Raw genomic sequence first — 21,864 nt, 5'->3', positions numbered from 1 at the left:
AGAGTTGTAATAAACTGCAACTACTTGAACAAAAATGGCAGGGGAAGGGTGCTTGGCACACCCTCAATTTATTTGCTAGCGTAAACTTCAAACTCTGCGAGCGATAACTTGTTATCTTTGTCTTTATCGTAACTTTGAAAACGAGACCAAAGTGCTGGGTCTCGTGCTGATTCAGAGCGACTTAAATAGCCGTCATCATTGCGATCAAGTTGTTTAAACTTCTCACCAATACTGCCAGAGGCTAAGCTCATAGTACTAAAAAGAAAACATGAAACTAAGCTGGTGATGGTTAATCTTGTCATTGTTTGTTAGCTCTTACTTGTTAAATAATTTTTAAACTCAAGGAGTGATATGCGCTTGTCATTATCTTGATCCCACTGACTTATACGCTTTTTAAGATGAGGCTGAGGCGTAAGTTCGTCAGGGCTTAAATAGCCATCTTTATCCTTATCGAGATGATTAAAACGTTGTTTTACATCTAATGCAAAGCTATTAAAGCTAAATGTAATAAGGATTAGTGAAATAACTGAGACTATTTTCATACTGCGCTCCTTGTTAGTGAAAGTGCTTGCCATAATTTAATTCCCAAAATTAAATCCGTTTACACACTCCCTCAGGGATTATGGCAAACACTTTAAGTCGTTAAAGTTTGAATTTCTCAAACTCTTGCTCTGATAGAACCTGATCGTCATTTTTATCTAGATCAGCAAACTGCTTCAGTAAGTCCTCATGTTGTGTGGCTTCTGTAAGCGAAATTTCACCATCGGCATTCGTATCAAATTTAGCGAAACGTACATCCATTTGTGATGCTAAAACGGTCGCGCTGATCACTAAAAACATCAGCGAGAAAGCGGCAATAAGTTGTTTCATTACAATCTCCTATTGAACAAACAATTGAAATTCTGAAAAAGAAATTTGGCCATCTTGATTCGTATCAATTTGTGAAAAGTTGTCGTGTAACAGTGCGTCTTCCGATGCCTCTGATTCACTTAAAGTACCGTTACTGTCTTTGTCCAGTTCTTTAAAAGAATCATTTAAATTAAGGGCATAAGTCGCTGTTGAGATACAACACACAGCCATCAGCACAGCAAGGGCTAATTTCTTCATTTTAATTCCTAAGAAAATTAATTATTTACTCTATTACAAAAACAATGCCAAAGTTAAAATCTCTTAATTATCAATGTTTTATGTGTTTTTGAGCGTGTGTCGGTAGAAATTCTTACATGGTTTTGTGTCTTTTTTGCAACGGGAAAATAAACTTTTAAATTTAACCTTTTAAAATCAGTTGTTTAGTTTGTCTCCAAATTGCAACGATATTGATTTTTTAGTGAAAATAGTGCTGAATTTCAGATAAAATTCAGCCAGTGTATAACTTAGCTCATAGATAATTTATACCTGTCACACCTTGAAGGAAACCTATGCAAAGGCAAGCTAGCAGCAAGTTCAAACACCTACTCGATTGGCGTCCCAACTTAATCGGGCAGTTTGTATTTAGTACTCTTTTATCGTTATTGCCTTTATCTTTGGTGGTGATCCTATTTTTAAATGCGCTCAACAAGCAGCTTGCTGTCACTCAAAAAATAGTGAGCGATAACTACTTAGTAACCAAAACATTTAATAGTCTTAAGCAAGATCTAAATAGCCTTGAGCGAGCAACGAGGCAAAACTGGGTGTTGAAAAGTGAATCACTTGATACCTTAATTGCAAATAAATGGCAGTCATCTTTGCAAAGCATTGATGAGCTAATTTTTTTGAGTCCCTCACCAGATTACGTTAACCAATGGCAGCAGCTGGCTGATGTGTTGAGCTTTGCTCAGCAACACTTAGTAGATGAACAAAAGCAAGATGGTGAGCTGTTTGCACCAGCCAGTAAACTAATTGCAGAGCAAACGGTGTGGCTACGTGATCAGAATGAATTACGCATCACGAAAAACCAACAACACTTAAAAACCTTACAAGCGTCATTTATAAATTGGCTATTGGCATTGATCCCTATTACTTTGCTGGTGAGTGGCGGGTTTTTATGGCGGATCAGTGGGCGTTTACGCGAATTGACATCTGTTATCGATAAACTGGGACAAGGACATTGGCAACAAAATATTTCTGTTAAAGGTTCTGCTGAGTTGATTGAGTTGGGCAACAAGTTACAGTGGGTACAAGCGCAACTACATATGCTTGAACAGCAAAAAGATACATTCTTACGTCATGTTACACATGAATTAAAAACCCCATTGGCTTCTATGGTTGAAGGAACAGATCTACTTGTTGATGAAATAGTTGGACCTATTAATGCAGAGCAGCAAGCAGTATTAGAGCTTATTACGCAAAGTATGGCGCGGTTACGCATTATGATTGAAAGCCTTTTAAATTATAATGCAATTCGCACCAGTAAGGAGAGCATCACCGAATTAGACTTTTCGGTGATGATGAGCAAAATAGAGCGACATTTTGAACATCGCCTAATAGCCCGAGACCAATCGTTGCTTTGGTTAAATGAGTTACCTAGCCGCTCTCTTTATATTTCAACGGAATTATTAGAAATGATTTTAGTGCAGCTTATTTCCAACGCATTAAAATTTTCACCAGAAAAAGAAGCAGTTACCATTAAGGTGACATTTAAACACAGTAAGCTTATGGTGTCGGTGAGCGATCTTGGCATTGGTGTCGATGAATCCGAAAAAATGTCTATTTTTGGTGCGTTTTATCAAGGTAAGAATGCCAAAAACCAAGCTGAGATGGGCAGTGGCTTAGGACTTACTATTGTGAAAGAAACAGTTGAACAATTAAACGGTGAACTAAAGCTTGAAGACAACGACCCACATGGCTGCTGTTTTACCGTAATATTACCAATTCAATTAACCCAGGGAGTTAACTGATATGGGCTTAGCTAATAAAGCCAATTTTATGATGATTGCTGCACTAATGCTCTCGGGCTGTTCGTTGCTAGAACCTAAGCCTGTAACAGAGCAAACGCAGCAAGTAGTTAATAAAAAACATGTAACACCCGAAGAGGGAGAGCCAAATCCCAAGCCGCGTCCGAAAAGTGAGCCAATGTATCCGCCTGCAAATATTGTTATTGCTTGGCATGCCCAGCAATGCGGAGGCTATAAAAACACACATAAAAAAGTAAGTTATGTCGGTGAAAAAGAAATCAAAGCGTTGTTTAAATCACTGTGTCTAGAGAGCGAAGCAAATCCAGAAAAAACCTTGGAGTTACTAGACAAAACAGATCAAGCTTACTATTGGCCAGATGATATAAAGCAGTACCTTTGGCTTCAAAAGCAAAGTGTTAAGCAGCATTTAAAAGCGAAACAAGCAAAGCAAGCATTAACCGAAAAAATGGAAAAAACACTGTCGTCACTGGCTACGATTGAGCAGCAACTTCTTCTTCGCGAAGAGACTAAGGAGCAGTAAGTATGAATGAAGTAAGTAAACCTCGCGTGTTACTAGTGGATGATGACGCGAGTTTATTAAAGCTGTTAGCAATAAGAATCGAGTCTAAAGGCTATCAAGTGAGTACTGCTGAAAGTGGCATTGTGGCTCTTCAAGAACTTAAAAATAAAACCTACGACGCGGTAATTACCGATTTAAGAATGGACGAAATGGACGGGATGGCGTTGCATCGTCAGTTGCAAAGCCGCTACCCATCTATGCCTGTCATTATGATGACAGCGCATGGTTCGATTCCAGATGCAGTCGAGGCGACAAAGCAGGGGATTTTTGCATTTATTACAAAACCTGTTGATAAAGATGAGTTATTTGACAGCTTAGCAAAAGCAATAGAGATCCATGGCGTGCACGGGGAGGAAGCGCCCACTCAAACCAATATCGTGACGCGAAGCGGCGCAATGCTACATTTACTTGAACAGGTTAAGCTACTGGGGCCGACACAGGTTAACGTACTCATATCTGGTGCCAGCGGCACAGGTAAAGAACTACTTGCACAAGCAATCCATCAGCATAGCCACGTTAGTGACGGTCCATTCGTAGCGATTAACTGCGGTGCAGTACCTGGTGAGCTATTAGAGTCGGAATTATTCGGGCATAAAAAAGGTGCCTTTACAGGGGCTGTGAAAGATCACCAAGGTTTATTTCAGCAAGCACAAGGCGGCACACTGTTTTTAGATGAAATTGGTGATATGCCACTGAACTTACAAGTGAAGTTACTACGCGTATTACAAGAGAAAACGATTCGCCCTGTTGGTTTCCAAGAAGAAATTCCAATTGATGTCAGAGTTGTATCTGCCACTCATAAAAACCTTCCTGAAGCGATAAATAACCAACAGTTTAGAGAAGATCTTTATTATCGATTGAACGTTGTTAATTTAAAGCTACCACCTCTTTGTGAACGCCGTGAAGATATAAGCTTACTGGCACAGCATTTTGCAGGGCAGATAGCAAAGCGCATGAATCAAGACGAAAAACGTTTTGCAAGCGATGCGATGCATGCGCTAGTGAGGTATGATTGGCCTGGTAATATTCGCCAACTACAAAACGTGATTGAACAAGTTGTAGCCTTGACGCCAGGCGGAGTTATTTCTGCTCAACTGGTGGAATCTGCACTCAATAGTAATGTAAGTATTGCGGAACCACTTTCGCTGAATGATGCGAAAAAAGAGTTTGAGCGCGACTATCTAATCAATACCTTAAAGATGGCAGCCGGCAATGTCGCAGAGGCCGCTAAGCTTGCAAAACGGAACCGTTCAGATTTTTATAAGCTAATAAAAAAACACAACATTAATGTAGAAAACTTAATGTAGAGCTAGCATAAGGAAAATTCATGTCACTTTTTTTAGTCTACCTTGGTGGACGTATTCAAGGTTGCCACATAGAAATGCATGATGTGCGATTTGTGGTGGGAAGTACAATTGAACAAACATACTCAAAATTAAAAGCACAGTGGGTCGGTGATAAAAACAATGTGCACATGGATAGTTACATGCAAATTCAGCACATTGATGGATACAAGGTAGAGGTTGTTGAAGAAGCGCACGGACAACCTGAAAAACTATATTTTGTGAATCTAGGTGCCTATCGTGCTGATAGGTTGGCAGAGCAGCATGATTTTGCACTCTATGTTGCTCGCAGCAGTGAAGAAGCTAAACAACGTGCGAAAGAGTCTTTACTTGCAGGGCTAAGCCATCTCCATAAGGATGATTTACACGATGTCGATGATTGTTTTGCGATTGACTTGCTCGATAGTCACTTATCAATCAAGTTAACTCCAAGCGGGCAATCACAAGCAATGAAACCGGATTGGTTTGGTTATCACGTTTTATAAACTAATCCTGATTATCGCTTTTACTAGCAATTTTAAAGGCGATAATCACTAGGCCAAATAAAGCAAAAGGCAATGCAGCTAGTAAATACTCCACTGTATGATTGTCTTGATAATTTGGCTGAAGTAAGAAGTGTCCTACGACACAAAGCAGAATAGCGACGAATAAAACAGGCAGTAAGATCAGTTCTTTTTTTGGAGAGTGTTTTTTCATAACAAAGCGTCACATTGCAAAGGTGCGCTATTGTAATGAGCTAAGATTGATTAGGTCAAATAACTTGGTGACTTATATTGCGCTGCATCAATTTTTTTATTGGCCGCTTTTTTTACAGGCTTTTTAGGTTTGACTGGTTTGTCAGCTGTATCATTACAGTTATACAGTCCCATAATAAACTCTATTTCCTCGCGTTGTAATCCAGACTGCATGATACCCCCCTTAATGTCGAATTTGCCATTTATACGACAAATACTAAGCAGTTGAAGCTGAATTATCGGTGAATAATGCGTCATTAAACTGTAATCATATGTAACACAAATTCGCTTATTTAATAGGCAGCTCCACAGTAAACACAACACCCGTGCCATCATCTAAATTTTCAGCGGCTACTTTACCGTGATGGTAATCACAAATAAGCCTTACAATATAAAGACCTAAGCCTAAGTGGGGCTGCTGTTGATGTTGCTGACTTCTCACCGAGACCATTGAGTCGAAAATGTGTTCAACTAAACCGTCAGGTAGCAGAGGTCCTTGGTTGCTGATTTTTAATAATGCATGTTGCTCTTGCTTGATTAAGCTGACTGAAATTGTGCTTTGTGAAGTTTTAAACTCAAGTGCATTGTTGATGAGCTTATCAAGCAATTGAGCGATAAACTCGGGTGCGCCACTGACATTTAACGGCTCTTTACAAAGCGACAAGGTAAATAGGCTTTCACCATAGGTTATTTGATAGCCCTGCATGCAGCCTGTGATCACCTTGCTCAGATCAAATTCTTCAGCTTCGGCGCTTTGAATACTTTGTTCAAGACGCGTTGCTTCGCTCATGGTGGTAATAATTTTACCCAACCGCTCAACCCCTTCACTGGCACGGTCGAGATACTTTTGACTCAATTCAGATTGCGGCTGCATCTGTAAGTTTTCAAGTGATGAGCGAACAACAGCCACAGGCGTGCGTAGTTCATGGGAGAGTCGTGATGACATATTTTCTAAGTAATCAGTATAACCACTTAAACGACTAACAATATTGGCAAAGCTACGAGAAAGGTCACCAATTTCATCATTCGAATCGGCATAGGTTATTTTGCCAGTAATACGCCCTTGGGCATCAATGGCTTGTTCGGCATTATCACGCAGGCGGCGAATACGGCTGGAAATTCGTGACGCAAAAAAGAACAGGGTCACAGTGCCCACAAGCATCACCGCTAAAATGACATTAAATAGCTTCTCTAGCGACTTATTACGCAGAGTGCGCACGCCATTGGTGGTTTCTTCTGCGATTACTGCACCAATCACTTTATCTTGGATCCAAATAGGGTAGGCAGCAGATAAAATAACGGCTTTGTTATCTGGGGTTAAGCGCCATGATGATGCGGGTTTACCATTTAAAGCACTGGCTATATGAGTACCTTGCATCGCAGCGACATCATGTAAGGTATCAATAAATTCATTTTCTGGGCGAGTTAATATTTTATAGTAAAGAGGATGCAAATAATCTTGCTCAAAGCGTTGCCACCACGTTGTTGCGGGCGCATCTTTTAGGCCGTCTGCCCAAACGCCATCGGCATGATGAATTGAGCCTGATTGCGCAAGTACACGATGATGGTTATCGACGACCCAAATTCGACTGCCACTGTGGCCCATGCCTTTCAAAATACGGTTAATTTCTGGCGAAGGCACTAAAACAGAGCCGATATCATTGGGATTTTGTAGGTTTGAGGTCGACATAAGCTGAGGCTCAGCTTTGCCTTCATCCCAATCTTCAATCGCAAAACCGAGCTTATTACCTAACATCGAAAGCGGAAAACGCAGCTCTATGTTATACCCCGTGTCGGTGCTTTTAAAATACCCCTGAATTTTAGTGACCGGCTGTTGTGTTGAAGCATCAAAGGCATTGACCCAACCATCTTGACGGGCAGCCACCACATAACGTTTAAATTCACCTGCAGGTGTTTTTAACATGATCTGTAAGTGATCGTTGCGGGTAAAGCTAAGCACATTTTTAGCACGATACACCAAAGAGCTGTCTGTGACTTTAAACGCCGCATAAAGGTAGTTTTCGTATTTGCCCACCATGTGATCAAAACTAAGATCACTCTGTTGATGATCATTGCTTAAACTTTGTAAGTAGCGCTTATCATAATGCCAAAATAAGCTTTGATAAGGCTGCCACTCCGACAGTTTACCATCAAGTTGAATCGGGTTATTTAGGTTGTAAGCGTATAAATCACGGCCTTTTACCACTTGATCTAAAAAGTTGGTTTGCGAGTCAAACAAAGCGGGGCGCTCATGTAATGCGGTGGCGAGTGCACGTGTTGTGCCTACTAAGGTTTTTTCTTGCCCTTGCCTTAAGAACTTTTCCATTTCCCACACATACTCATAGCCAAGCCAAGGTAATAAAAATAAAAAGCAGGATAAGAAAATAAACTTTGTTCTAAGCCCCAAACGCAGCATTAAGCTTGCTCCCAGCGATAACCCATACCGTAAACTGTATCAATGCAGTCAAATGCATCATCTAAAGCAATAAATTTTTTTCGAATGCGTTTTACGTGCGAGGTAATCGTGCTGTCATCAACATAAATTTTCGCATCACTCATTAATTCGTTACGGCTTTTAACATGACCTGGACGCTGCGCAAGTGAATGCACCATCCAAAATTCTGTTACAGTTAAATCAACCAGTTGCTCTTGCCAAAAAACCTGCATGCGTTGGGTATCTAACTTTAACGTGCCGCGATGCAAAAGAGCGGTTTGATCGGCGGGTTGATCAAATGCATCGAGGCGTCTAAATAGTGCGCCAATTCGCGCAGCAAGATGCGCCATGCTGATGTCTTTGGTTAAATAGTCGTCGGCACCCATGCGCAGGCCACACACGGTATCAATTTCGCTATCGCGAGCGGTTAAAAATATAATCGGTAAAGTTTTAGAAAGGCTGCGTAGAGTTTGGCAAAGTAAAAAACCACCATCTACTTCATGGCCAAGACCAATATCAACAATGGCTAAGTCTGGTAAAGATTGACTAAATGCCAGTTCAGCACTTGCTCTGTCAGCAAAACCTACCACCTGATAGCCCTGAGCACTGAGCATTTCTGTGTAGTTTTCGCGGATTGCTGTTTCATCTTCAACGATTGCTATTTTCTTCATTGTTAATACTTACTTAAATTCTTTCTATAGCGAACTATACCTAATTTTTTGTCTTGCGTACTGGCAAAAATGCGATTGCCATTTTTCTGCCACAATTGCTCAGCAGTTTGCCTTTTTTGATCCCCTTTATTGCCATTTCGACTTGTTTTAATAGCTCCATACCAAGTTCGCAACACCAACCAATGTTGCCAAGCAATTAAGTAAAAAAAGGATTAAACCATGAAAAAATTAATTATTGCCGCTGTCATTACCACTGCTTTATCAACAACACCGTATGCGGTTGCTGCAAATCAAACAAAGCAAGATACACCAAAAGAAACAGCGATAGGCCTTAGTGCTGGTGCCGTAGTTGGCGGCTTAGTCGGCGGTCCAATTGGCGCGTTTGTGGGCGCATTTGCAGGCGGCTTAATTGGTGAAAAAGAAGCGGCAGAAAACACCATTGATGAACAAGCTCACGCATTAGTCGTAATGAAAGAGCAAACCGCAGATTACCAACAAGTGATAGCCGATAACGCCGCCCTAAGTGAGCAGCTTGAATTATTAGCGGATGAAAAAGAGCAGTTACTACAAGCCCAGCTTAATACTTTACTGGCCATGACGGTGCAGTTTAAAACGGGCTCTAGTGAAATTGCCCCGCACTTTGCTAATCAACTCGACAAAGTAGCTCAGTTACTGATTGCCCAGCCAAATCTGGCTATCGATTTAAATGGCTTTGCAGATCAGCGCGGTGATGAGTTGGCTAATTTAATGCTCTCGAAACAGCGTGTAAATGCCGTGCAAAGCTACTTAATTAAACAAGGCGTGCCGCATACCCGCTTAACTGCAACCGCCTTTGGTGAGCAGCAAAGTGTTGCCGATTCAAATAACTACGAAGATAACATCTTTGACCGCCGCGTAACATTGACGACGCGCCCTGTGACACAAAGTAGTTTGCGTACAGCGCAAAGTAACCACTAATTCATCGGTCGATGGAGTGACTAATTATGTTGAGTAAACGTACCAAAAGGCTCATGTATATGAGCCTTTTTATCCTGCTGTTAGGTTATGCTGTTAGCCCTGTGTTCGCTGCTAACGCCAGTGCCGAATTGCGTTTTTATGATGACTCAAATAGACAGGTGTCGTCGGGGTTACTAGTGAAAAACGATGTCACTATGACACTCACGGGGCTGATTAATCATGTTGTTGTTAAACAACGTTATCAAAACCCACATCCATTTGCGGTCAATGCCCGCTATGTGTTTCCGTTACCTGATGAAAGTGCTGTGCATGCCATGCAAATGCAAATTGGTGAGCGCATTATCACAGGCAATATTACGCTTAAGCAGCAGGCTGAACAGCAATTTGAGCAAGCTCAAAAGCAGGGTAAACGCGCCGCTTTAGTGCGCCAGCAACGTGCTAATATTTTCTCTACTGATGTGGCAAATCTTGGAGCAGGGGAAGAAATTGAAATTACCTTGCAATACCAAGAGATCATCGGTTTTCGTGATGGTGTATTTTCGTTGCGTTTTCCGACCACTATTACGCCGCGATACGAACCTTTAACGGCAGATCTTCAGCAAACAGTTAATACAGAGAAAAAGTTTGAGCCAACAACTGACACAGAGCAAGTGGCATCAGCTTGGCTAAAACCTGTTTTTCACCATGCTAAAAGCCAAGAGTCTGATGCGAGCCTAAACCTTGCAATTTCGATGGATATTGGCCTAGAGCTTAGTTACATCAACGCCAACTTAGACGGTATGCAAGTCGATAACCCGAGTTTTGGCCGTTATCAATTATCGCTTAATCGTGACATTCCGATGGATAGAGACTTTCAGCTAACATTTAAACCCCTTGATAAAGCTCACTCACAGGCTGCATTTTTTACCGAAACAGTCGCAGGGCAAGAGTATGGCTTATTAATGCTAGTGCCGCCAAGCGATCACTTTACCTCGCAAGCACGGCTTCCCCGTGAGATGGTGTTTGTTGTTGATACCTCAGGTTCAATGCATGGTCAATCTATGGAGCAGGCAAGGCAGGCCTTGTTTTATGCCTTATCGTTACTGGATGAAAATGACAGTTTTAATGTCATAGGTTTTGATAACGAAGTCTCGCTATTAAGTGACACGCCGATGATTGCTAATGATTTTAATATTCGCCGCGCTGAACGCTTTATTTATGGCCTTCAAGCAGATGGTGGCACCGAAATCGCAAAAGCACTGACGCAGGTACTTGATGGCAAACAGCATGATGGCTTTGTACGCCAAGTGGTGTTTTTAACCGATGGCAGTGTGGGTAACGAAACGCAGTTATTTAAGCAAATTCAATCTGACTTGGGTGACAGCAGGCTTTTTACTGTGGGTATTGGCAGTGCGCCTAATAGCTTTTTTATGACCAGAGCGGCTGATATTGGCCGTGGTACCTTTACTTTTATTAGTAGCACCAGTCAAGTACAGCCAAAAATGCAGTTGCTTTTTGATAAGCTGGCACATCCTGCTGTTACAGAGCTTGCGCTTGAAGGCGATAAAGCAGCACTTGAATACTGGCCTTCGCCGTTACCTGACTTGTATTTTTCAGAGCCGGTTTTGGTTGCCATGAAGCTTGATGGCAGTCAGTACTTAACGTTAAAAGGGCAAACAAACACAGGACCCATGACCATTAACTTAGCAACGGCCAATGCTGCAAACGGTGAAGGTATTGCTAGACTCTGGGCAAGACAAAAAATTAAGTCACTGCTGCTTTATAACGAAAAGGATGCGGTGCGCGCAGAAGTTGAAGCATTGGCACTTCAGCACCATTTGCTCAGCCCTTTTACAGCCTTTATTGCGGTTGATAACTATGCGGGTAATGAGATTGCAGAGCGTTCAATGCAAGTAGCCAACAAACTCCCTAACGGCATGACGCTACCGCAAACCGACGGACAAAGCCGCGTATTTATGCTACTTGGGTTACTGTTACTTGCTTTTTCGGGGTTATGGCAATGGCGACGCTAAAAAAAGCGTTGCCAGTTTGCAGCGCCTTACTTGGCATCGCATTACTTGCCAATGGCGGTTATATGCAGGCGAAAGCTTGGCTTGCGCAGACGCTAATTGAGTCGGCTTGGCAGCAAGCTTTGCAAAGACCTAATGAGCAAGTGAGGCCTTGGTTTTACGCCGATGGTTATGTCACCGCGCGCATAAATTGGCCAAGTCAGCAGCAAGAGTTGACGGTACTTGCTGGTGCGTCGGGGCGAAACCTTGCGTTTGCCCCTGGGCACTTTTTACCAAGTGGAGAACTTGGCAGCAAAAATGGGGTAGTGATTGCCGGTCATAACGACACCCACTTTTCATTTCTAAAACATGTCGCTGTAGGTGAGCAATTCTCTATGCAGTTGCAAAATGGCCAGATTGAACACTATCAAGTTCGCAGCATTGATGTTATTCATCAAAGCGAACAGGGCTTTTTAGCGCAATCAGGCCTTTATTTATTAACCTGTTATCCTTTTGATTCGTTAGCGTCAGGAACTGAATTTAGGCTATTGGTATCCGCTGATAAATTATCGTCGTCTACGTCAACTTTGAGCTCTTGATGACGTTGACTAACAATAACACCGGCGAATACCACCGCAATACTCACCCATTGCCACACAGTTAGTACTTCGCCTAGTAGGATGGCTGACAAAATTAACGCAAAAATAGGAATGAGGTTAGAGTAGGCGGCAGCTGTTAATACCGACACTTTACTGATGGCGTAATTGTACATGCCATAGCCACCTAACGTGACACATGAGCCTAAATATAGAATGCTCAATAGGGCACTTAAATCATGCTGATTTTCGCTCGGTAGTTCGATAAAAAATAAAAAAGGCGCAAAGAACAAGCTACCACTAAAACCTTGAATTGCAATTAAGGTAAGGGGTGAATAGCGTGTCACTAAGTGTTTTACGCTTACGGTATAAAAGGCGGCGCACACCATCGCCATCAGTTCTAAAAAGTTACCAAGTAGTGGATTAGGGGCTTGTTCAGTGCTTGGTGATAACAGCGTTAATAAAATACTGCCACCAATACACAAGGTAAAACCAACGACAATAGCTTTACTGATGTACTCTTTTAATATTAAGAACGCCAAAATGGCGACAATAATTGGTAAACAAGAGACGATTACCCCTGCTTGTGATGCTGACGTGTATTCAAGGGCATGCCCTTCAAATAAATAATAAAAACAGGGTTCAGCTAATGACATACCAATTAAATACTTCCAGTCACCTTGTTTAAACTCAAAGCGGATCACATAGCGCCATAAACATAAGCAAATCAGTAATGTGGTTAGCATTCTTAAAAAAATCACTAACACAGGGTCGTAAATATTGATTGCGTGCTTTAACGCAATGTAAGAGCTACCCCATAAAAAGGTCGCGATAATTAAGCATATACTGGCTGGCATAGGTGTCGATATTGAGTAAAAAACGAGAGCGTGATCCTAGCATGAATTTTTTTTACTTGTTCAAAAACTGTTAACTGGTATATATAAATTCTCTATTATTTATTACAGACTTTAAAACACACATGCAAAGGCCACACGTCGTTGTTGTAAAGCTAGGTACGAGTGTATTGACTGGCGGTACAGACAAATTAGATAAAGCACATATGGTTGAACTTGTTCGCCAATGTTGCGAATTAAAAAAACAAGGTTATCAGGTTGTTTTAGTATCAAGTGGCGCGGTTGCTGCTGGACGCGAGCAACTAGTTACCCCCTGTGGCCGTTCTTTGATTGAAAAACAAATGCTGGCCGCAATTGGTCAAGGGCAGCTTATTCATATTTGGCAAAGCTTGTTTGCTTTGTATGGTGTGAATGTTGGGCAAATGCTACTGACTCGCGCCGATGTAGAAGACCGTGAACGTTATTTAAACGCTCGCGATACCTTAAATGCGCTACTTGCTCACAATGTGGTGCCAATTATTAACGAGAATGACGCCGTGGCCACCGCCGAAATTAAAGTCGGTGATAACGATAACTTATCTGCTTTAGTCGCGATTTTAGCAAATGCGGAAAAGCTGTTACTGTTAACTGACCAAGAAGGGCTATTTACTGGCGATCCTCGCTCTGATGCCAATGCAACACTTATCAACGAAGTTGAGCATATTAATGATGAACTCAGAGAGCTTGCTGGTGGCAGTGGTACAACTCTTGGAACCGGTGGTATGGCAACCAAGCTGCAAGCTGCCGATATTGCACGTCGCGCGGGTGTTGAGGTGATTATTGCCAAAGGTGTGGGCAAAAATGTGATTTTAAATTGCATGGCCGACAAGCTTCCTGGTACACGTTTTTTAAAACTTACAGCGCCAAAAGATGGCCGCAAAAAGTGGTTACTTGCAGGGCCTAAAAGTACGGGGCAATTAGTGATTGACGATGGTGCAAGCCTTGCGCTTAAAGAGCGTGGCGCGAGCTTACTAGCAAAAGGTGTAAAGACTGTGCGAGGACAGTTTGAGCGCGGTGATGTGATTGAAGTAGTGTCTAATCAAGGGCAGTGTATTGCTAAAGGTCTTGTTAATTTTAACCACCAAGAAATTGATCAAATTAAAGGCTGCCATTCATCGCAAATAACCGAACTACTTGCATTTGCACCCAGCAGTGAAGTTATCCATCGAGATGATATGATTTTACTGTAGTTTTTTAGTAATTTTTATAAAGTTAACTAGACTAAAGTTATAGTTAGTTTAGGGGGCTTTCTAAATGCCAGCAAACGCTTGCGGACATGACTGGATAATCTCAATAACGCAACAAGAAGAAGAGCCTGAACTTGATCAGGCGCTTATCAATGCGGTGACGGAGCTCGAAGAGTTTTCACGGTTCGCTATTTATGTGAACAAGTTATTCAAACCTGGGCTACCAGCTCGTTTACTTAACAAAGACTCAGTTATTGAAGAGTTAAATGAGCATGAAGTAAGTGAGTTAATAGAGAAAGTCAGTCGCAACAAAATTCGCATTAGCCGCAATTATGGGGTTATTTCTACCTATGTGCCCATTTACCATATAGGAAATGTGATGGGTGTGCTGGTGATAGAGTCTGAAAAAGAGCTTTCAGATCGCTCAAGTATGTTAGCCATTTATATGCTAAATATCTATGCTAACCAATTGTCATTGCTACACAAGTCTAAATTAGATCCCCTTACTGAGCTATTAAATAGACAAACCTTTGATAAAAAAGTGATTGATATCGCAGCAGAAGCGACACTTGAGCCAAAAGATCATCAATACCATCCTCACTGGTATCTGGCGATGGTGGACATTGATCATTTTAAACGTGTTAATGATAATTTTGGTCATGTTATTGGTGATGAAGTTATTTTACTGGTAGCCCAATTGCTTAAAAATAATTTTCGCATTGAAGACTATGTTTTTCGTTACGGTGGTGAGGAATTTACTGTTTTGTTTCAAGCGTCTGATGAAACAGATGCGCGCAATGCACTTAATCGTTTTCGTGCTTGTGTCGCAGAGTATCCTTTTCCTCAAGTTGGAAATCTAACCGTCAGTTGCGGTTTTTTACCTATTTGTGAGTTTGAAATGGTCGCAAGCCTTGTTCAAAAAGCAGATGTTGCACTATATCATTCTAAAAATAATGGTCGTAATCAGGTAACATCGTACGCTGAGCTAGGGATTCAAGAGAGCAAACGCCCTGATGACTCAATAGAGCTTTTTTGAATCTGTTGTCGCGATTATTGCTGTGTTAAAATTGCCCACCATCAATTTTAATCAGTATGAGATTTTACATGAAGTTTGTTCGTTGGTTACTCGGTCGCATTATTTTATTCTTTGATTTTATTTTTACACCACGCAGTAAAAAACGTCCTGCGGCTGAGCAAGCTGCACTTGATTCAGTGACATCGCAATTTAAATTGTACCAATTCAAAGCATGTCCTTTTTGCGTAAAAGTACGTCGTGCTATTAAGCGTCAAGGCTTAGCCATTGAAACCCGTGATGCGAAAGGTAACCAGCAATTTCGTCAAGAGTTACACGAGCAGGGTGGAAAAATTAAAGTACCTTGTTTACGTATTGAAGAAAACGGCCAAGTAACTTGGTTGTACGAATCAAACGATATCATTGCTTATTTAGATAAAGTCGCTGCATAAAGCGGCTTTTCACTTCGATTATAGCCCGTGCTGTGCTAGCATTTGGCAAATTTTTAATTGTCTTTTGAGAGATATAACCATGACAATTCGCACCCGTGTTGCTCCGTCACCAACAGGTGACCCGCACCTAGGTACTGCATACATCGCATTATTTAACTACTGTTTTGCTAAGCAGCAAGGCGGTGAGTTTGTGTTACGTATTGAAGATACAGACCAAGTTCGTAGTACACCAGAATCAGAGCAAGCTATTATGGATAGCTTACAATGGTTAGGCTTAAACTGGGATCATGGTCCAGATGTGGGCGGTGAGTTTGGTCCATACCGTCAATCTGAGCGTAGTGATTTATATAAGAAATTTGCGCATCAGTTAGTTGAACAGGGTAAAGCATTTTACTGTTTTGCAACCAGCGAAGAGCTAGACCAAATGCGTGAAGAGCAAATGGCCGAAGGCCTACGCCCTAAATACGATGGTCGTGGTTTAAATCTTTCAGAAGACGAAATCAAAGCGAACCTTGAAGCAGGTAAGCCATACGTAATACGTATGAAGATCCCAAGCGAGGGCACGTTTAAGTTTAACGACTACCTACGTGGCGAAATTGAGATCCCATGGGAAAACGTAGACATGCAAGTGCTACTTAAAGCAGATGGCTTCCCAACATACTTCCTTGCTAACGTTGTTGATGATCACCACATGCAAATTAGCCATATCTTCCGTGGTGAAGAGTGGATCAACTCAGCGCCTAAGCTATTAAAATTATACGAAGACTTCGGTTGGGAAGCGCCAGTACTTGGCCACTTACCGTTACTACGTAACCCAGATAAGTCAAAATTATCGAAACGTAAAAACCCAACGTCAATCAATTACTATAAAGAAATGGGCTACCTACCAGAGGCGCTATTAAACTATTTAGGCCGTATGGGTTGGTCAATGCCAGATGAGCGTGAAAAGTTCACCTTAGATGAGATGATTGAACACTTTGATATGAAGCGTGTATCACTGGGTGGGCCTATTTTCGACGTGGATAAGCTTAGCTGGTTAAACGGTATGTGGATCCGTGAAAACTTATCTGATGCAGAATTAATGCAACGTTTTGTTAATTGGAAATTTAATTCTGAGCTATTCGCTAAAGTATTACCAGAAGCAAAAACACGTATTAATACGCTTTCTGACATGGTTGACCTTGCGGGCCACTTTGTGGGTGGTATTCCAAGCTACGACCCTGCGCTATTAACGGCAGGTAAAGCGGGTGAAGATGCAACTCGCCAAGCATTACAGTTCTTTATCTGGCAACTAGAAGGCTTACGTAGCTGGGAGAAGTCAGAGATTTTTGCGATTGCAAAAGCGGTTGCAACTTTCCATGAATTGAAGATTAAAGACTTCCTTGAGCCAATTTTTGTGGCTATCACAGGGAAGACTTCATCAACATCGGTTCTTGATGCGATGGAAATTTTAGGTTCTGATCTTTCACGTGCACGTTTACGTGTGGCACTCGCGCATATTGGTGTATCGAAGAAGCAAGCGAAAAATATTGAGCGTGCTTATCGGGATTATCCACAAGCATAGCTTTACTATGTAATCTACAATAAAGCCGAGCTCAGCTCGGCTTTATTGTTTTCGCCTCTAAACCATCTACTTCAGTAGGTGGTTATCACCATTTAAGCTATGCATGAAAAAATACTCATGTTAATGCCTTAGTTGATTTTTTATTAAATGATTTTGTGTGGAAATAGTTCGTCAGTTTTTATTTAGTAACGGTTGTGTACAAAAAGATACAAGATCGCCCAGAGTGTTTTCTAAGCACTCTTATGTTTTTTGTTCTTAAACGTTGAATTGTGAACAGATTCGACCTCTCTCCCCATTTTTTCTGGTAGAATAGTCAGGTTATAAGTAGTTTAAGCAGTGAACAATTATGTTAAGTCCTTATTATCAGCAGCACGCTGATTATGTTTCTATCTCTCGTGAGCAGGGAAGTCGTTTTGCTAAGTCTGTAGCGGATGATTTCAATCCACTTCACGACATCGACGCAAAAAAGTTTTGTGTACCCGGTGATCTTCTTTTTTCACTTGTATTAAACCAATACGGCATCAGTGAGAAAATGGAATTCACTTTTGCAGGCATGGTGGATGAAACATCGCAATTAACTTTTCCTGCTGGGGCTGATGAATTTGCCATTACTGATGGTGATAAAATCATGCTTAAAGTGAAGCGTGAAGGGGCTGTAAGCCAATGCGCTAAACTTACAAATAGTTTGATTAAGAACTATGTTGAGTTTTCAGGTGCCGCATTTCCGCATGTTATTATCCCATTAATGGCGAAACAAGATGTAATGATTAACCCTGCAAGACCTATGGTTATTTATGAATCAATGCTAATTAATCTAGAGCGTCTTGATATTGAAGAGCCAGAGCTTGAGTTTGTTGAACCTGATTTCACTTACACAGGCAAACGCGGAAAAATTATCTTACGATTTAATTTACTAGAAAATGGTGAGAAAGTCGGCTCAGGTGAAAAGCACATGGTTGTTTCTGGCATTCGCGAGTACTGCCAAGCAACGGTTGATGAATTAATTAGTTTTTATAATCAACGTAAAAGTACACTAAACCACGCTTAATTGTACTGTTTTAGATAAAAGGCGCATTAGCGCCTTTTTTGTTTGTGGCCATGTGCGTACAATACTCGCTTTATAGCCAATGTACTTCATATCATGTCAGTAGCGACTTTTTCAGAATTAAACCTTGCCCCCGAACTTTTAGAAGCTCTGCAAGCGGAAAATTATCAAACCCCAACTGCAATTCAAGCGCAGACAATCCCGCTTATTTTATCGGGCGCTGACGTGATGGGCAGTGCACAAACAGGAACAGGTAAAACCGCTGCGTTTGTGTTACCTCTACTGCATAATTTGTTATCTGAAAAGGTACTCCCTGACACGGTTAAAATACTTATTTTAACGCCAACTCGCGAGCTTGCTCAGCAAGTATTTGCAAGTGTAGAGCGCTATGGCGCTAACACCGCAATTAAAGCAGCACTTGCTTATGGCGGTGCCAGTATTGGGCCACAGATCAAAGCCATAAAAGGCGCACAGCTTGTGGTAGCAACACCTGGGCGCTTACTTGATCATGTGATTAAAGGCAGTATTAAGCTTTCAAGCATTAATGCCTTGGTGTTTGATGAGGCTGATCGCATGCTTGATATGGGATTCATCGACGAGATAAAACGTATCTTGCGACATGTGCCAAAAGCGCGTCAAACCTTACTTTTTTCAGCCACATTTGATGACAGCATTTTTAACCTTAGCAAACAGCTCTTAAATGACCCTAAGTTGGTTGAAGTGAATAAACGTAATTCCGCTGCGACAGAAGTAGAGCAAGTTGTTTATGCGGTTGATGAAGATCGCAAGCGTGAGTTGGTGTCACATATGATTGGTATGAAAAACTGGCAACAAGTGCTGATATTTACCCGTACCAAACAAACCGCTGATTTACTTGCTAAAGAAATGTGTAAAGATGGACTAAAAACCGAATCCATCCACGGTGATAAAAGCCAAGGCGCACGTGACAAGGCACTACAAAACTTTAAATCTGGCGCAACGCGTGTACTTGTGGCAACAGATGTTGCTGCGCGTGGTCTTGATATTGCCTCTTTAAGGTACGTGATAAACTATGAACTGCCTTATGTTGCAGAGGATTATGTGCACCGAATAGGCCGTACTGGGCGAGCGGGTGAAAAAGGTTTTGCAATGTCGCTGGTGAGTATTGACGAGCAATACCTGCTTGATGAAATTGATATTCTGCTCGATACACGCCTTACACCGCAGTGGTTACCCGGTTATGAACCTGACTTAAGCAAAGAGCCGAAACAAATCAGAAAAAACACCAATAAAGCACGTCGTTCACGAGATAAAAAACGTATTTTAGGAAAAAAAAGTCCGAGACGTCGTTAAATTTGGCGTATATTTAAACTATCCACTGGTTAATTTGAGTGTGTAGTATGTTTGAAGCCAATAAATGTGCATTTCGTCAACCGGACAACCAGTTTTCGCTACAAAAGTGGCAAAAAACAATCGATTTAATGACTGAGCTATTTTCTGCGCCAGCTGGTTTTATCGTGCAGAAAAGTGATGATGCGTATCGCATCATTGTGTCAAGCCAACAACAAGAAAACCCCTATGATGTTGGTGCAGAATCAAGTGCTGACGATAATATCTTTTGTAAGCAAGTGGTGCGTGATTTAGCACCACTTTATGTCCCGCATGTGAGTGAGGACAGTCAGTGGCATGACAGTCCCTACATTAAAGATGGCATTGAATCATATTTGGGTGTACCAATTTGTTGGCCCAATGGAGAGCCATTTGGCACATTTTGTGTGATGGATTTTGAACAAACCCATTATCAACCAAGCCTAATAGAGCTGATAAAGCAACTTAGAGACATGGTTGAAGATGATTTAGCACTGTTAGATAGTTTCGCACAAATGCGTGAAATTGCGATGCTAGACCCATTAACGAATATCTATAACCGCCGCGCCCTCGATTTACTTTCGCAACATAAATTAAATCTAGCAGCTCGTCTAGGCTTTGAAGTATGCTGCTTATTTATTGATATTAATGACTTTAAACCGCTTAATGATAATTATGGTCATGAGGTAGGAGATCAAGCTCTAATTAGCCTTGCTGACACAATGAAAGGCACCTTACGAGAGGCTGATATTATCGGTCGATTAGGCGGTGATGAGTTTGTTGCGCTTCTTCAAGTTAATAATGGTGATTGTATCGATACGATTATGAAAAAGCTTGAAAGCACGTTTAAGGCAAACCTGCAAAGTCAGGGCTTGCCAGAGCTTAGCCTTAGTATCGGCTATGCCGCACTTGGTCATCGTGCTGAAACATTTGCTGAATTACTAAAACGTGCAGATGAAGATATGTATGAGAAAAAGCAAGCCTCTAAGCGTGTTTAGGCTATTTGCTTTTCTGCTAGGTTTAATTCCATCGTTGCTTTAAGTAAACGGTAAAGATTGATAGATGCATCAATTTCTTCTTTACGGTTAGTTAAACTCTCAATATTTAAGCCAAGCGGTACATTTAAATGCGCACAGCTTTGTAATATTAGGTCTAGATTCTCACGACAAATACGTACAGACTCGCTCAGTGGGTTAGCGGAATCAAGCATGCGCCATTTTGTTGCTTCTGGTACAGATATGCCCAACCACTGCATAAACTCAAGTGTTTTCTCACCACCACAGGGTGTGAAAGTAAGAATAATTCGTTTCGGTGAAATGCTAAGCGCTTTACAGCTACGCGCATAACTGGTGATTAAATCGATTGTGGCTTGTGCGTTATACACAGCTTGGGAGATAAAAAACTGACAACCTTGTTCCGTTTTTTCAAGCAATCGCTCATGCTCATTGCGTTTGCTGGCATGGCGCTCTGCTATAGTAACGCCACCTAAAAATATATCATTATCTTGTTTTTGAAGTGTTTTATAAGCATCTGGCAGGCTCAATTTGATATCGCCATGAGATGATGGGCTACCAACTAACACTAAGTTTTTTAAATCAAAATCATTACGAGTTTCTGCTAGCCATTCGTTAAACTCAGCTTCACCGCGTTGAGCAACGCTTTTGTACGTAATGACATCTTGTTGAGACAAGTTACGTAATAAATGAGAGTACTCTCGTGGATCGACGGTTTCTTTGAATGGAAATGGGCGTGGTTTTGCCGTACGGCTACTTTCATCTTGAATGTCATAGATAATCACACCATCGTATTCAATTTCGTGTAAGCGACCTAATAGCTTTTGCGCAATGGTTTCAAGCTGAGCTTTATCAGTGCCAGATTTAGGCGGTGTGGTACCAATAAGGTAAACACCTTGATTGGTGTCTTCAATTTTCTCTTGTAATGATAAAGCCATAATCCTCATTCCAGCTGTAGTTGCGTCTATGATGATAATATAGCAGCCATTTAGACGTCTAGATAGATTTTTTTCGTGAAAGTTTTTCAATGACTATGAATTTTGCTCAACTTAAGAGGCCGTTGTTCGTAAAAATTGACACACCTGTTTACATTAATTCTGCCTTCAACCCTCATATTTTCTGGTACTTTGGTGCATAATCAACGGTTAATAACTATGAGAAAAATAACTAACAAG

Annotated in this window: 24 protein-coding genes; 14 read left to right on the top strand and 10 right to left on the bottom strand. The window is 41.4% G+C overall.

The features are described 5' to 3' along the window. Nucleotides 1–68: 68 nt before the first annotated feature. The 4 genes from L3V41_RS03310 to L3V41_RS03295 all read right to left on the bottom strand — a co-directional run bounded on the left by L3V41_RS03310 (nt 69) and on the right by L3V41_RS03295 (nt 1,107). Nucleotides 69–302, bottom strand: a complete 234-nt coding sequence (locus tag L3V41_RS03310; protein WP_062569530.1) for an EF-hand domain-containing protein — start codon at nt 300–302, stop codon at nt 69–71. Between the two features lie 6 nt (nt 303–308). Further along, the gene (locus L3V41_RS03305; protein WP_062569531.1) at nt 309–542 is read right to left on the bottom strand and encodes an EF-hand domain-containing protein; all 234 of its coding nucleotides are present in this window, start codon (nt 540–542) and stop codon (nt 309–311) included. A gap of 100 nt (nt 543–642) precedes the next feature. After that, on the bottom strand, nt 643–870 hold the full coding sequence (locus tag L3V41_RS03300) for a hypothetical protein (RefSeq protein WP_062569532.1): 228 nt from the start codon (nt 868–870) through the stop codon (nt 643–645). A gap of 9 nt (nt 871–879) precedes the next feature. Beyond that, entirely contained in the window at nt 880–1,107 is a 228-nt protein-coding gene (locus L3V41_RS03295) for an EF-hand domain-containing protein (RefSeq protein ID WP_237127158.1), read from the bottom strand. A 311-nt stretch (nt 1,108–1,418) separates the two neighbouring features. Between L3V41_RS03295 and L3V41_RS03290 the strand changes: the two genes are divergently transcribed. From L3V41_RS03290 to L3V41_RS03275, 4 genes are read left to right on the top strand one after another with little or no spacing between them, the layout of a single operon-like run. Then, nucleotides 1,419–2,876: a HAMP domain-containing sensor histidine kinase gene (locus L3V41_RS03290; RefSeq protein ID WP_062569534.1), complete on the top strand. Its 1,458-nt coding sequence runs from the start codon at nt 1,419–1,421 to the stop codon at nt 2,874–2,876. 1 nt (nt 2,877) lies between these two features. Continuing rightward, nucleotides 2,878–3,414 (top strand): hypothetical protein, encoded by a 537-nt coding sequence (locus tag L3V41_RS03285; protein ID WP_193987731.1) that lies wholly within the window; start codon nt 2,878–2,880, stop codon nt 3,412–3,414. A gap of 2 nt (nt 3,415–3,416) precedes the next feature. Next, nucleotides 3,417–4,760, top strand: a complete 1,344-nt coding sequence (locus tag L3V41_RS03280; protein WP_193987730.1) for a sigma 54-interacting transcriptional regulator — start codon at nt 3,417–3,419, stop codon at nt 4,758–4,760. Between the two features lie 20 nt (nt 4,761–4,780). Further along, entirely contained in the window at nt 4,781–5,281 is a 501-nt protein-coding gene (locus L3V41_RS03275; RefSeq protein WP_193987729.1) for a DUF1543 domain-containing protein, read from the top strand. A 1-nt stretch (nt 5,282) separates the two neighbouring features. On the opposite strand, the gene L3V41_RS03270 is transcribed toward L3V41_RS03275, so the two are convergent. The 4 genes from L3V41_RS03270 to pdsR all read right to left on the bottom strand — a co-directional run bounded on the left by L3V41_RS03270 (nt 5,283) and on the right by pdsR (nt 8,635). Next, nucleotides 5,283–5,492, bottom strand: a complete 210-nt coding sequence (locus tag L3V41_RS03270) for a hypothetical protein (protein WP_062569538.1) — start codon at nt 5,490–5,492, stop codon at nt 5,283–5,285. 50 nt (nt 5,493–5,542) lie between these two features. Beyond that, nucleotides 5,543–5,704: a hypothetical protein gene (locus tag L3V41_RS03265; protein ID WP_157066206.1), complete on the bottom strand. Its 162-nt coding sequence runs from the start codon at nt 5,702–5,704 to the stop codon at nt 5,543–5,545. 115 nt (nt 5,705–5,819) lie between these two features. After that, nucleotides 5,820–7,946 carry a proteobacterial dedicated sortase system histidine kinase gene (gene pdsS, locus L3V41_RS03260; RefSeq protein ID WP_237114383.1) on the bottom strand — a complete coding sequence of 709 codons (2,127 nt, stop codon included), beginning with the start codon at nt 7,944–7,946 and terminating at the stop codon, nt 5,820–5,822. Next, nucleotides 7,946–8,635, bottom strand: coding sequence for a proteobacterial dedicated sortase system response regulator (gene pdsR / locus L3V41_RS03255; RefSeq protein WP_237127157.1), 690 nt, complete (start codon nt 8,633–8,635; stop codon nt 7,946–7,948). The genes pdsS and pdsR overlap by 1 nt, the downstream gene beginning before the upstream one ends. A gap of 219 nt (nt 8,636–8,854) precedes the next feature. On the opposite strand from pdsR, the gene pdsO reads away from it, so the two are divergent. Genes pdsO through L3V41_RS03240 form a run of 3 tightly spaced genes read left to right on the top strand, consistent with a single transcriptional unit; the run spans nt 8,855 to nt 12,179 of the window. Further along, entirely contained in the window at nt 8,855–9,592 is a 738-nt protein-coding gene (gene pdsO / locus L3V41_RS03250) for a sortase-associated OmpA-like protein PdsO (protein ID WP_237127156.1), read from the top strand. A 26-nt stretch (nt 9,593–9,618) separates the two neighbouring features. Then, complete coding sequence (locus tag L3V41_RS03245) at nt 9,619–11,604, top strand: marine proteobacterial sortase target protein (RefSeq protein ID WP_237127155.1); 1,986 nt, start codon at nt 9,619–9,621, stop codon at nt 11,602–11,604. Then, nucleotides 11,592–12,179, top strand: coding sequence for a class GN sortase (locus tag L3V41_RS03240; protein WP_237127154.1), 588 nt, complete (start codon nt 11,592–11,594; stop codon nt 12,177–12,179). Before L3V41_RS03245 ends, L3V41_RS03240 begins: the two co-directional genes overlap by 13 nt. Here the strand turns inward: L3V41_RS03240 and L3V41_RS03235 are convergent. Continuing rightward, a complete protein-coding gene (locus tag L3V41_RS03235) occupies nt 12,086–13,033 on the bottom strand; it encodes a DMT family transporter (protein ID WP_237114379.1) in 948 nt (315 codons plus the stop codon). The two genes, L3V41_RS03240 and L3V41_RS03235, sit on opposite strands and share 94 nt — an antisense overlap. 122 nt (nt 13,034–13,155) lie before the next feature. Between L3V41_RS03235 and proB the strand changes: the two genes are divergently transcribed. From proB to L3V41_RS03200, 7 genes are all read left to right on the top strand, one after another. Further along, nucleotides 13,156–14,259: a glutamate 5-kinase gene (gene proB, locus L3V41_RS03230; RefSeq protein ID WP_062569545.1), complete on the top strand. Its 1,104-nt coding sequence runs from the start codon at nt 13,156–13,158 to the stop codon at nt 14,257–14,259. A 64-nt stretch (nt 14,260–14,323) separates the two neighbouring features. Further along, nucleotides 14,324–15,292, top strand: coding sequence for a GGDEF domain-containing protein (locus L3V41_RS03225; protein ID WP_062569546.1), 969 nt, complete (start codon nt 14,324–14,326; stop codon nt 15,290–15,292). 68 nt (nt 15,293–15,360) lie between these two features. Continuing rightward, nucleotides 15,361–15,720, top strand: coding sequence for a glutathione S-transferase N-terminal domain-containing protein (locus tag L3V41_RS03220; RefSeq protein WP_062569547.1), 360 nt, complete (start codon nt 15,361–15,363; stop codon nt 15,718–15,720). Nucleotides 15,721–15,799: 79 nt separating this feature from the next. Then, on the top strand, nt 15,800–17,284 hold the full coding sequence (gltX, locus tag L3V41_RS03215) for a glutamate--tRNA ligase (protein ID WP_193987722.1): 1,485 nt from the start codon (nt 15,800–15,802) through the stop codon (nt 17,282–17,284). A gap of 346 nt (nt 17,285–17,630) precedes the next feature. Further along, nucleotides 17,631–18,332: a DUF3581 domain-containing protein gene (locus L3V41_RS03210; protein WP_062569549.1), complete on the top strand. Its 702-nt coding sequence runs from the start codon at nt 17,631–17,633 to the stop codon at nt 18,330–18,332. A gap of 93 nt (nt 18,333–18,425) precedes the next feature. Continuing rightward, nucleotides 18,426–19,661: a DEAD/DEAH box helicase gene (locus L3V41_RS03205; RefSeq protein ID WP_062569550.1), complete on the top strand. Its 1,236-nt coding sequence runs from the start codon at nt 18,426–18,428 to the stop codon at nt 19,659–19,661. Nucleotides 19,662–19,708: 47 nt separating this feature from the next. Beyond that, nucleotides 19,709–20,674 (top strand): sensor domain-containing diguanylate cyclase, encoded by a 966-nt coding sequence (locus L3V41_RS03200; RefSeq protein ID WP_237127153.1) that lies wholly within the window; start codon nt 19,709–19,711, stop codon nt 20,672–20,674. Here L3V41_RS03200 and L3V41_RS03195 read toward each other — a convergent pair. Beyond that, the gene (locus L3V41_RS03195; RefSeq protein WP_062569552.1) at nt 20,671–21,627 is read right to left on the bottom strand and encodes a hypothetical protein; all 957 of its coding nucleotides are present in this window, start codon (nt 21,625–21,627) and stop codon (nt 20,671–20,673) included. The two genes, L3V41_RS03200 and L3V41_RS03195, sit on opposite strands and share 4 nt — an antisense overlap. Nucleotides 21,628–21,864: the final 237 nt, after the last annotated feature.

The sequence above is a fragment of the Pseudoalteromonas sp. L21 genome, from assembly GCF_021728035.1.
Classification (GTDB): domain Bacteria; phylum Pseudomonadota; class Gammaproteobacteria; order Enterobacterales; family Alteromonadaceae; genus Pseudoalteromonas; species Pseudoalteromonas arabiensis.
The sequence above is the reverse complement of the archived record's forward strand: the minus strand, read 5'-3'. Positions and strand labels throughout refer to the sequence as shown.

What these genes read in the sequence shown, in the direction of transcription:
- L3V41_RS03310 (WP_062569530.1), bottom strand. Translation starts at nt 302, where the DNA reads ATGACAAGATTAACCATCACCAGCTTAGTTTCATGTTTTCTTTTTAGT.
- L3V41_RS03305 (WP_062569531.1), bottom strand. Translation starts at nt 542, where the DNA reads ATGAAAATAGTCTCAGTTATTTCACTAATCCTTATTACATTTAGCTTT.
- L3V41_RS03300 (WP_062569532.1), bottom strand. Translation starts at nt 870, where the DNA reads ATGAAACAACTTATTGCCGCTTTCTCGCTGATGTTTTTAGTGATCAGC.
- L3V41_RS03295 (WP_237127158.1), bottom strand. Translation starts at nt 1,107, where the DNA reads ATGAAGAAATTAGCCCTTGCTGTGCTGATGGCTGTGTGTTGTATCTCA.
- L3V41_RS03290 (WP_062569534.1), top strand. Translation starts at nt 1,419, where the DNA reads ATGCAAAGGCAAGCTAGCAGCAAGTTCAAACACCTACTCGATTGGCGT.
- L3V41_RS03285 (WP_193987731.1), top strand. Translation starts at nt 2,878, where the DNA reads ATGGGCTTAGCTAATAAAGCCAATTTTATGATGATTGCTGCACTAATG.
- L3V41_RS03280 (WP_193987730.1), top strand. Translation starts at nt 3,417, where the DNA reads ATGAATGAAGTAAGTAAACCTCGCGTGTTACTAGTGGATGATGACGCG.
- L3V41_RS03275 (WP_193987729.1), top strand. Translation starts at nt 4,781, where the DNA reads ATGTCACTTTTTTTAGTCTACCTTGGTGGACGTATTCAAGGTTGCCAC.
- L3V41_RS03270 (WP_062569538.1), bottom strand. Translation starts at nt 5,492, where the DNA reads ATGAAAAAACACTCTCCAAAAAAAGAACTGATCTTACTGCCTGTTTTA.
- L3V41_RS03265 (WP_157066206.1), bottom strand. Translation starts at nt 5,704, where the DNA reads ATGCAGTCTGGATTACAACGCGAGGAAATAGAGTTTATTATGGGACTG.
- pdsS (WP_237114383.1), bottom strand. Translation starts at nt 7,946, where the DNA reads ATGCTGCGTTTGGGGCTTAGAACAAAGTTTATTTTCTTATCCTGCTTT.
- pdsR (WP_237127157.1), bottom strand. Translation starts at nt 8,635, where the DNA reads ATGAAGAAAATAGCAATCGTTGAAGATGAAACAGCAATCCGCGAAAAC.
- pdsO (WP_237127156.1), top strand. Translation starts at nt 8,855, where the DNA reads ATGAAAAAATTAATTATTGCCGCTGTCATTACCACTGCTTTATCAACA.
- L3V41_RS03245 (WP_237127155.1), top strand. Translation starts at nt 9,619, where the DNA reads ATGTTGAGTAAACGTACCAAAAGGCTCATGTATATGAGCCTTTTTATC.
- L3V41_RS03240 (WP_237127154.1), top strand. Translation starts at nt 11,592, where the DNA reads ATGGCGACGCTAAAAAAAGCGTTGCCAGTTTGCAGCGCCTTACTTGGC.
- L3V41_RS03235 (WP_237114379.1), bottom strand. Translation starts at nt 13,033, where the DNA reads ATGCCAGCCAGTATATGCTTAATTATCGCGACCTTTTTATGGGGTAGC.
- proB (WP_062569545.1), top strand. Translation starts at nt 13,156, where the DNA reads ATGCAAAGGCCACACGTCGTTGTTGTAAAGCTAGGTACGAGTGTATTG.
- L3V41_RS03225 (WP_062569546.1), top strand. Translation starts at nt 14,324, where the DNA reads ATGCCAGCAAACGCTTGCGGACATGACTGGATAATCTCAATAACGCAA.
- L3V41_RS03220 (WP_062569547.1), top strand. Translation starts at nt 15,361, where the DNA reads ATGAAGTTTGTTCGTTGGTTACTCGGTCGCATTATTTTATTCTTTGAT.
- gltX (WP_193987722.1), top strand. Translation starts at nt 15,800, where the DNA reads ATGACAATTCGCACCCGTGTTGCTCCGTCACCAACAGGTGACCCGCAC.
- L3V41_RS03210 (WP_062569549.1), top strand. Translation starts at nt 17,631, where the DNA reads ATGTTAAGTCCTTATTATCAGCAGCACGCTGATTATGTTTCTATCTCT.
- L3V41_RS03205 (WP_062569550.1), top strand. Translation starts at nt 18,426, where the DNA reads ATGTCAGTAGCGACTTTTTCAGAATTAAACCTTGCCCCCGAACTTTTA.
- L3V41_RS03200 (WP_237127153.1), top strand. Translation starts at nt 19,709, where the DNA reads ATGTTTGAAGCCAATAAATGTGCATTTCGTCAACCGGACAACCAGTTT.
- L3V41_RS03195 (WP_062569552.1), bottom strand. Translation starts at nt 21,627, where the DNA reads ATGGCTTTATCATTACAAGAGAAAATTGAAGACACCAATCAAGGTGTT.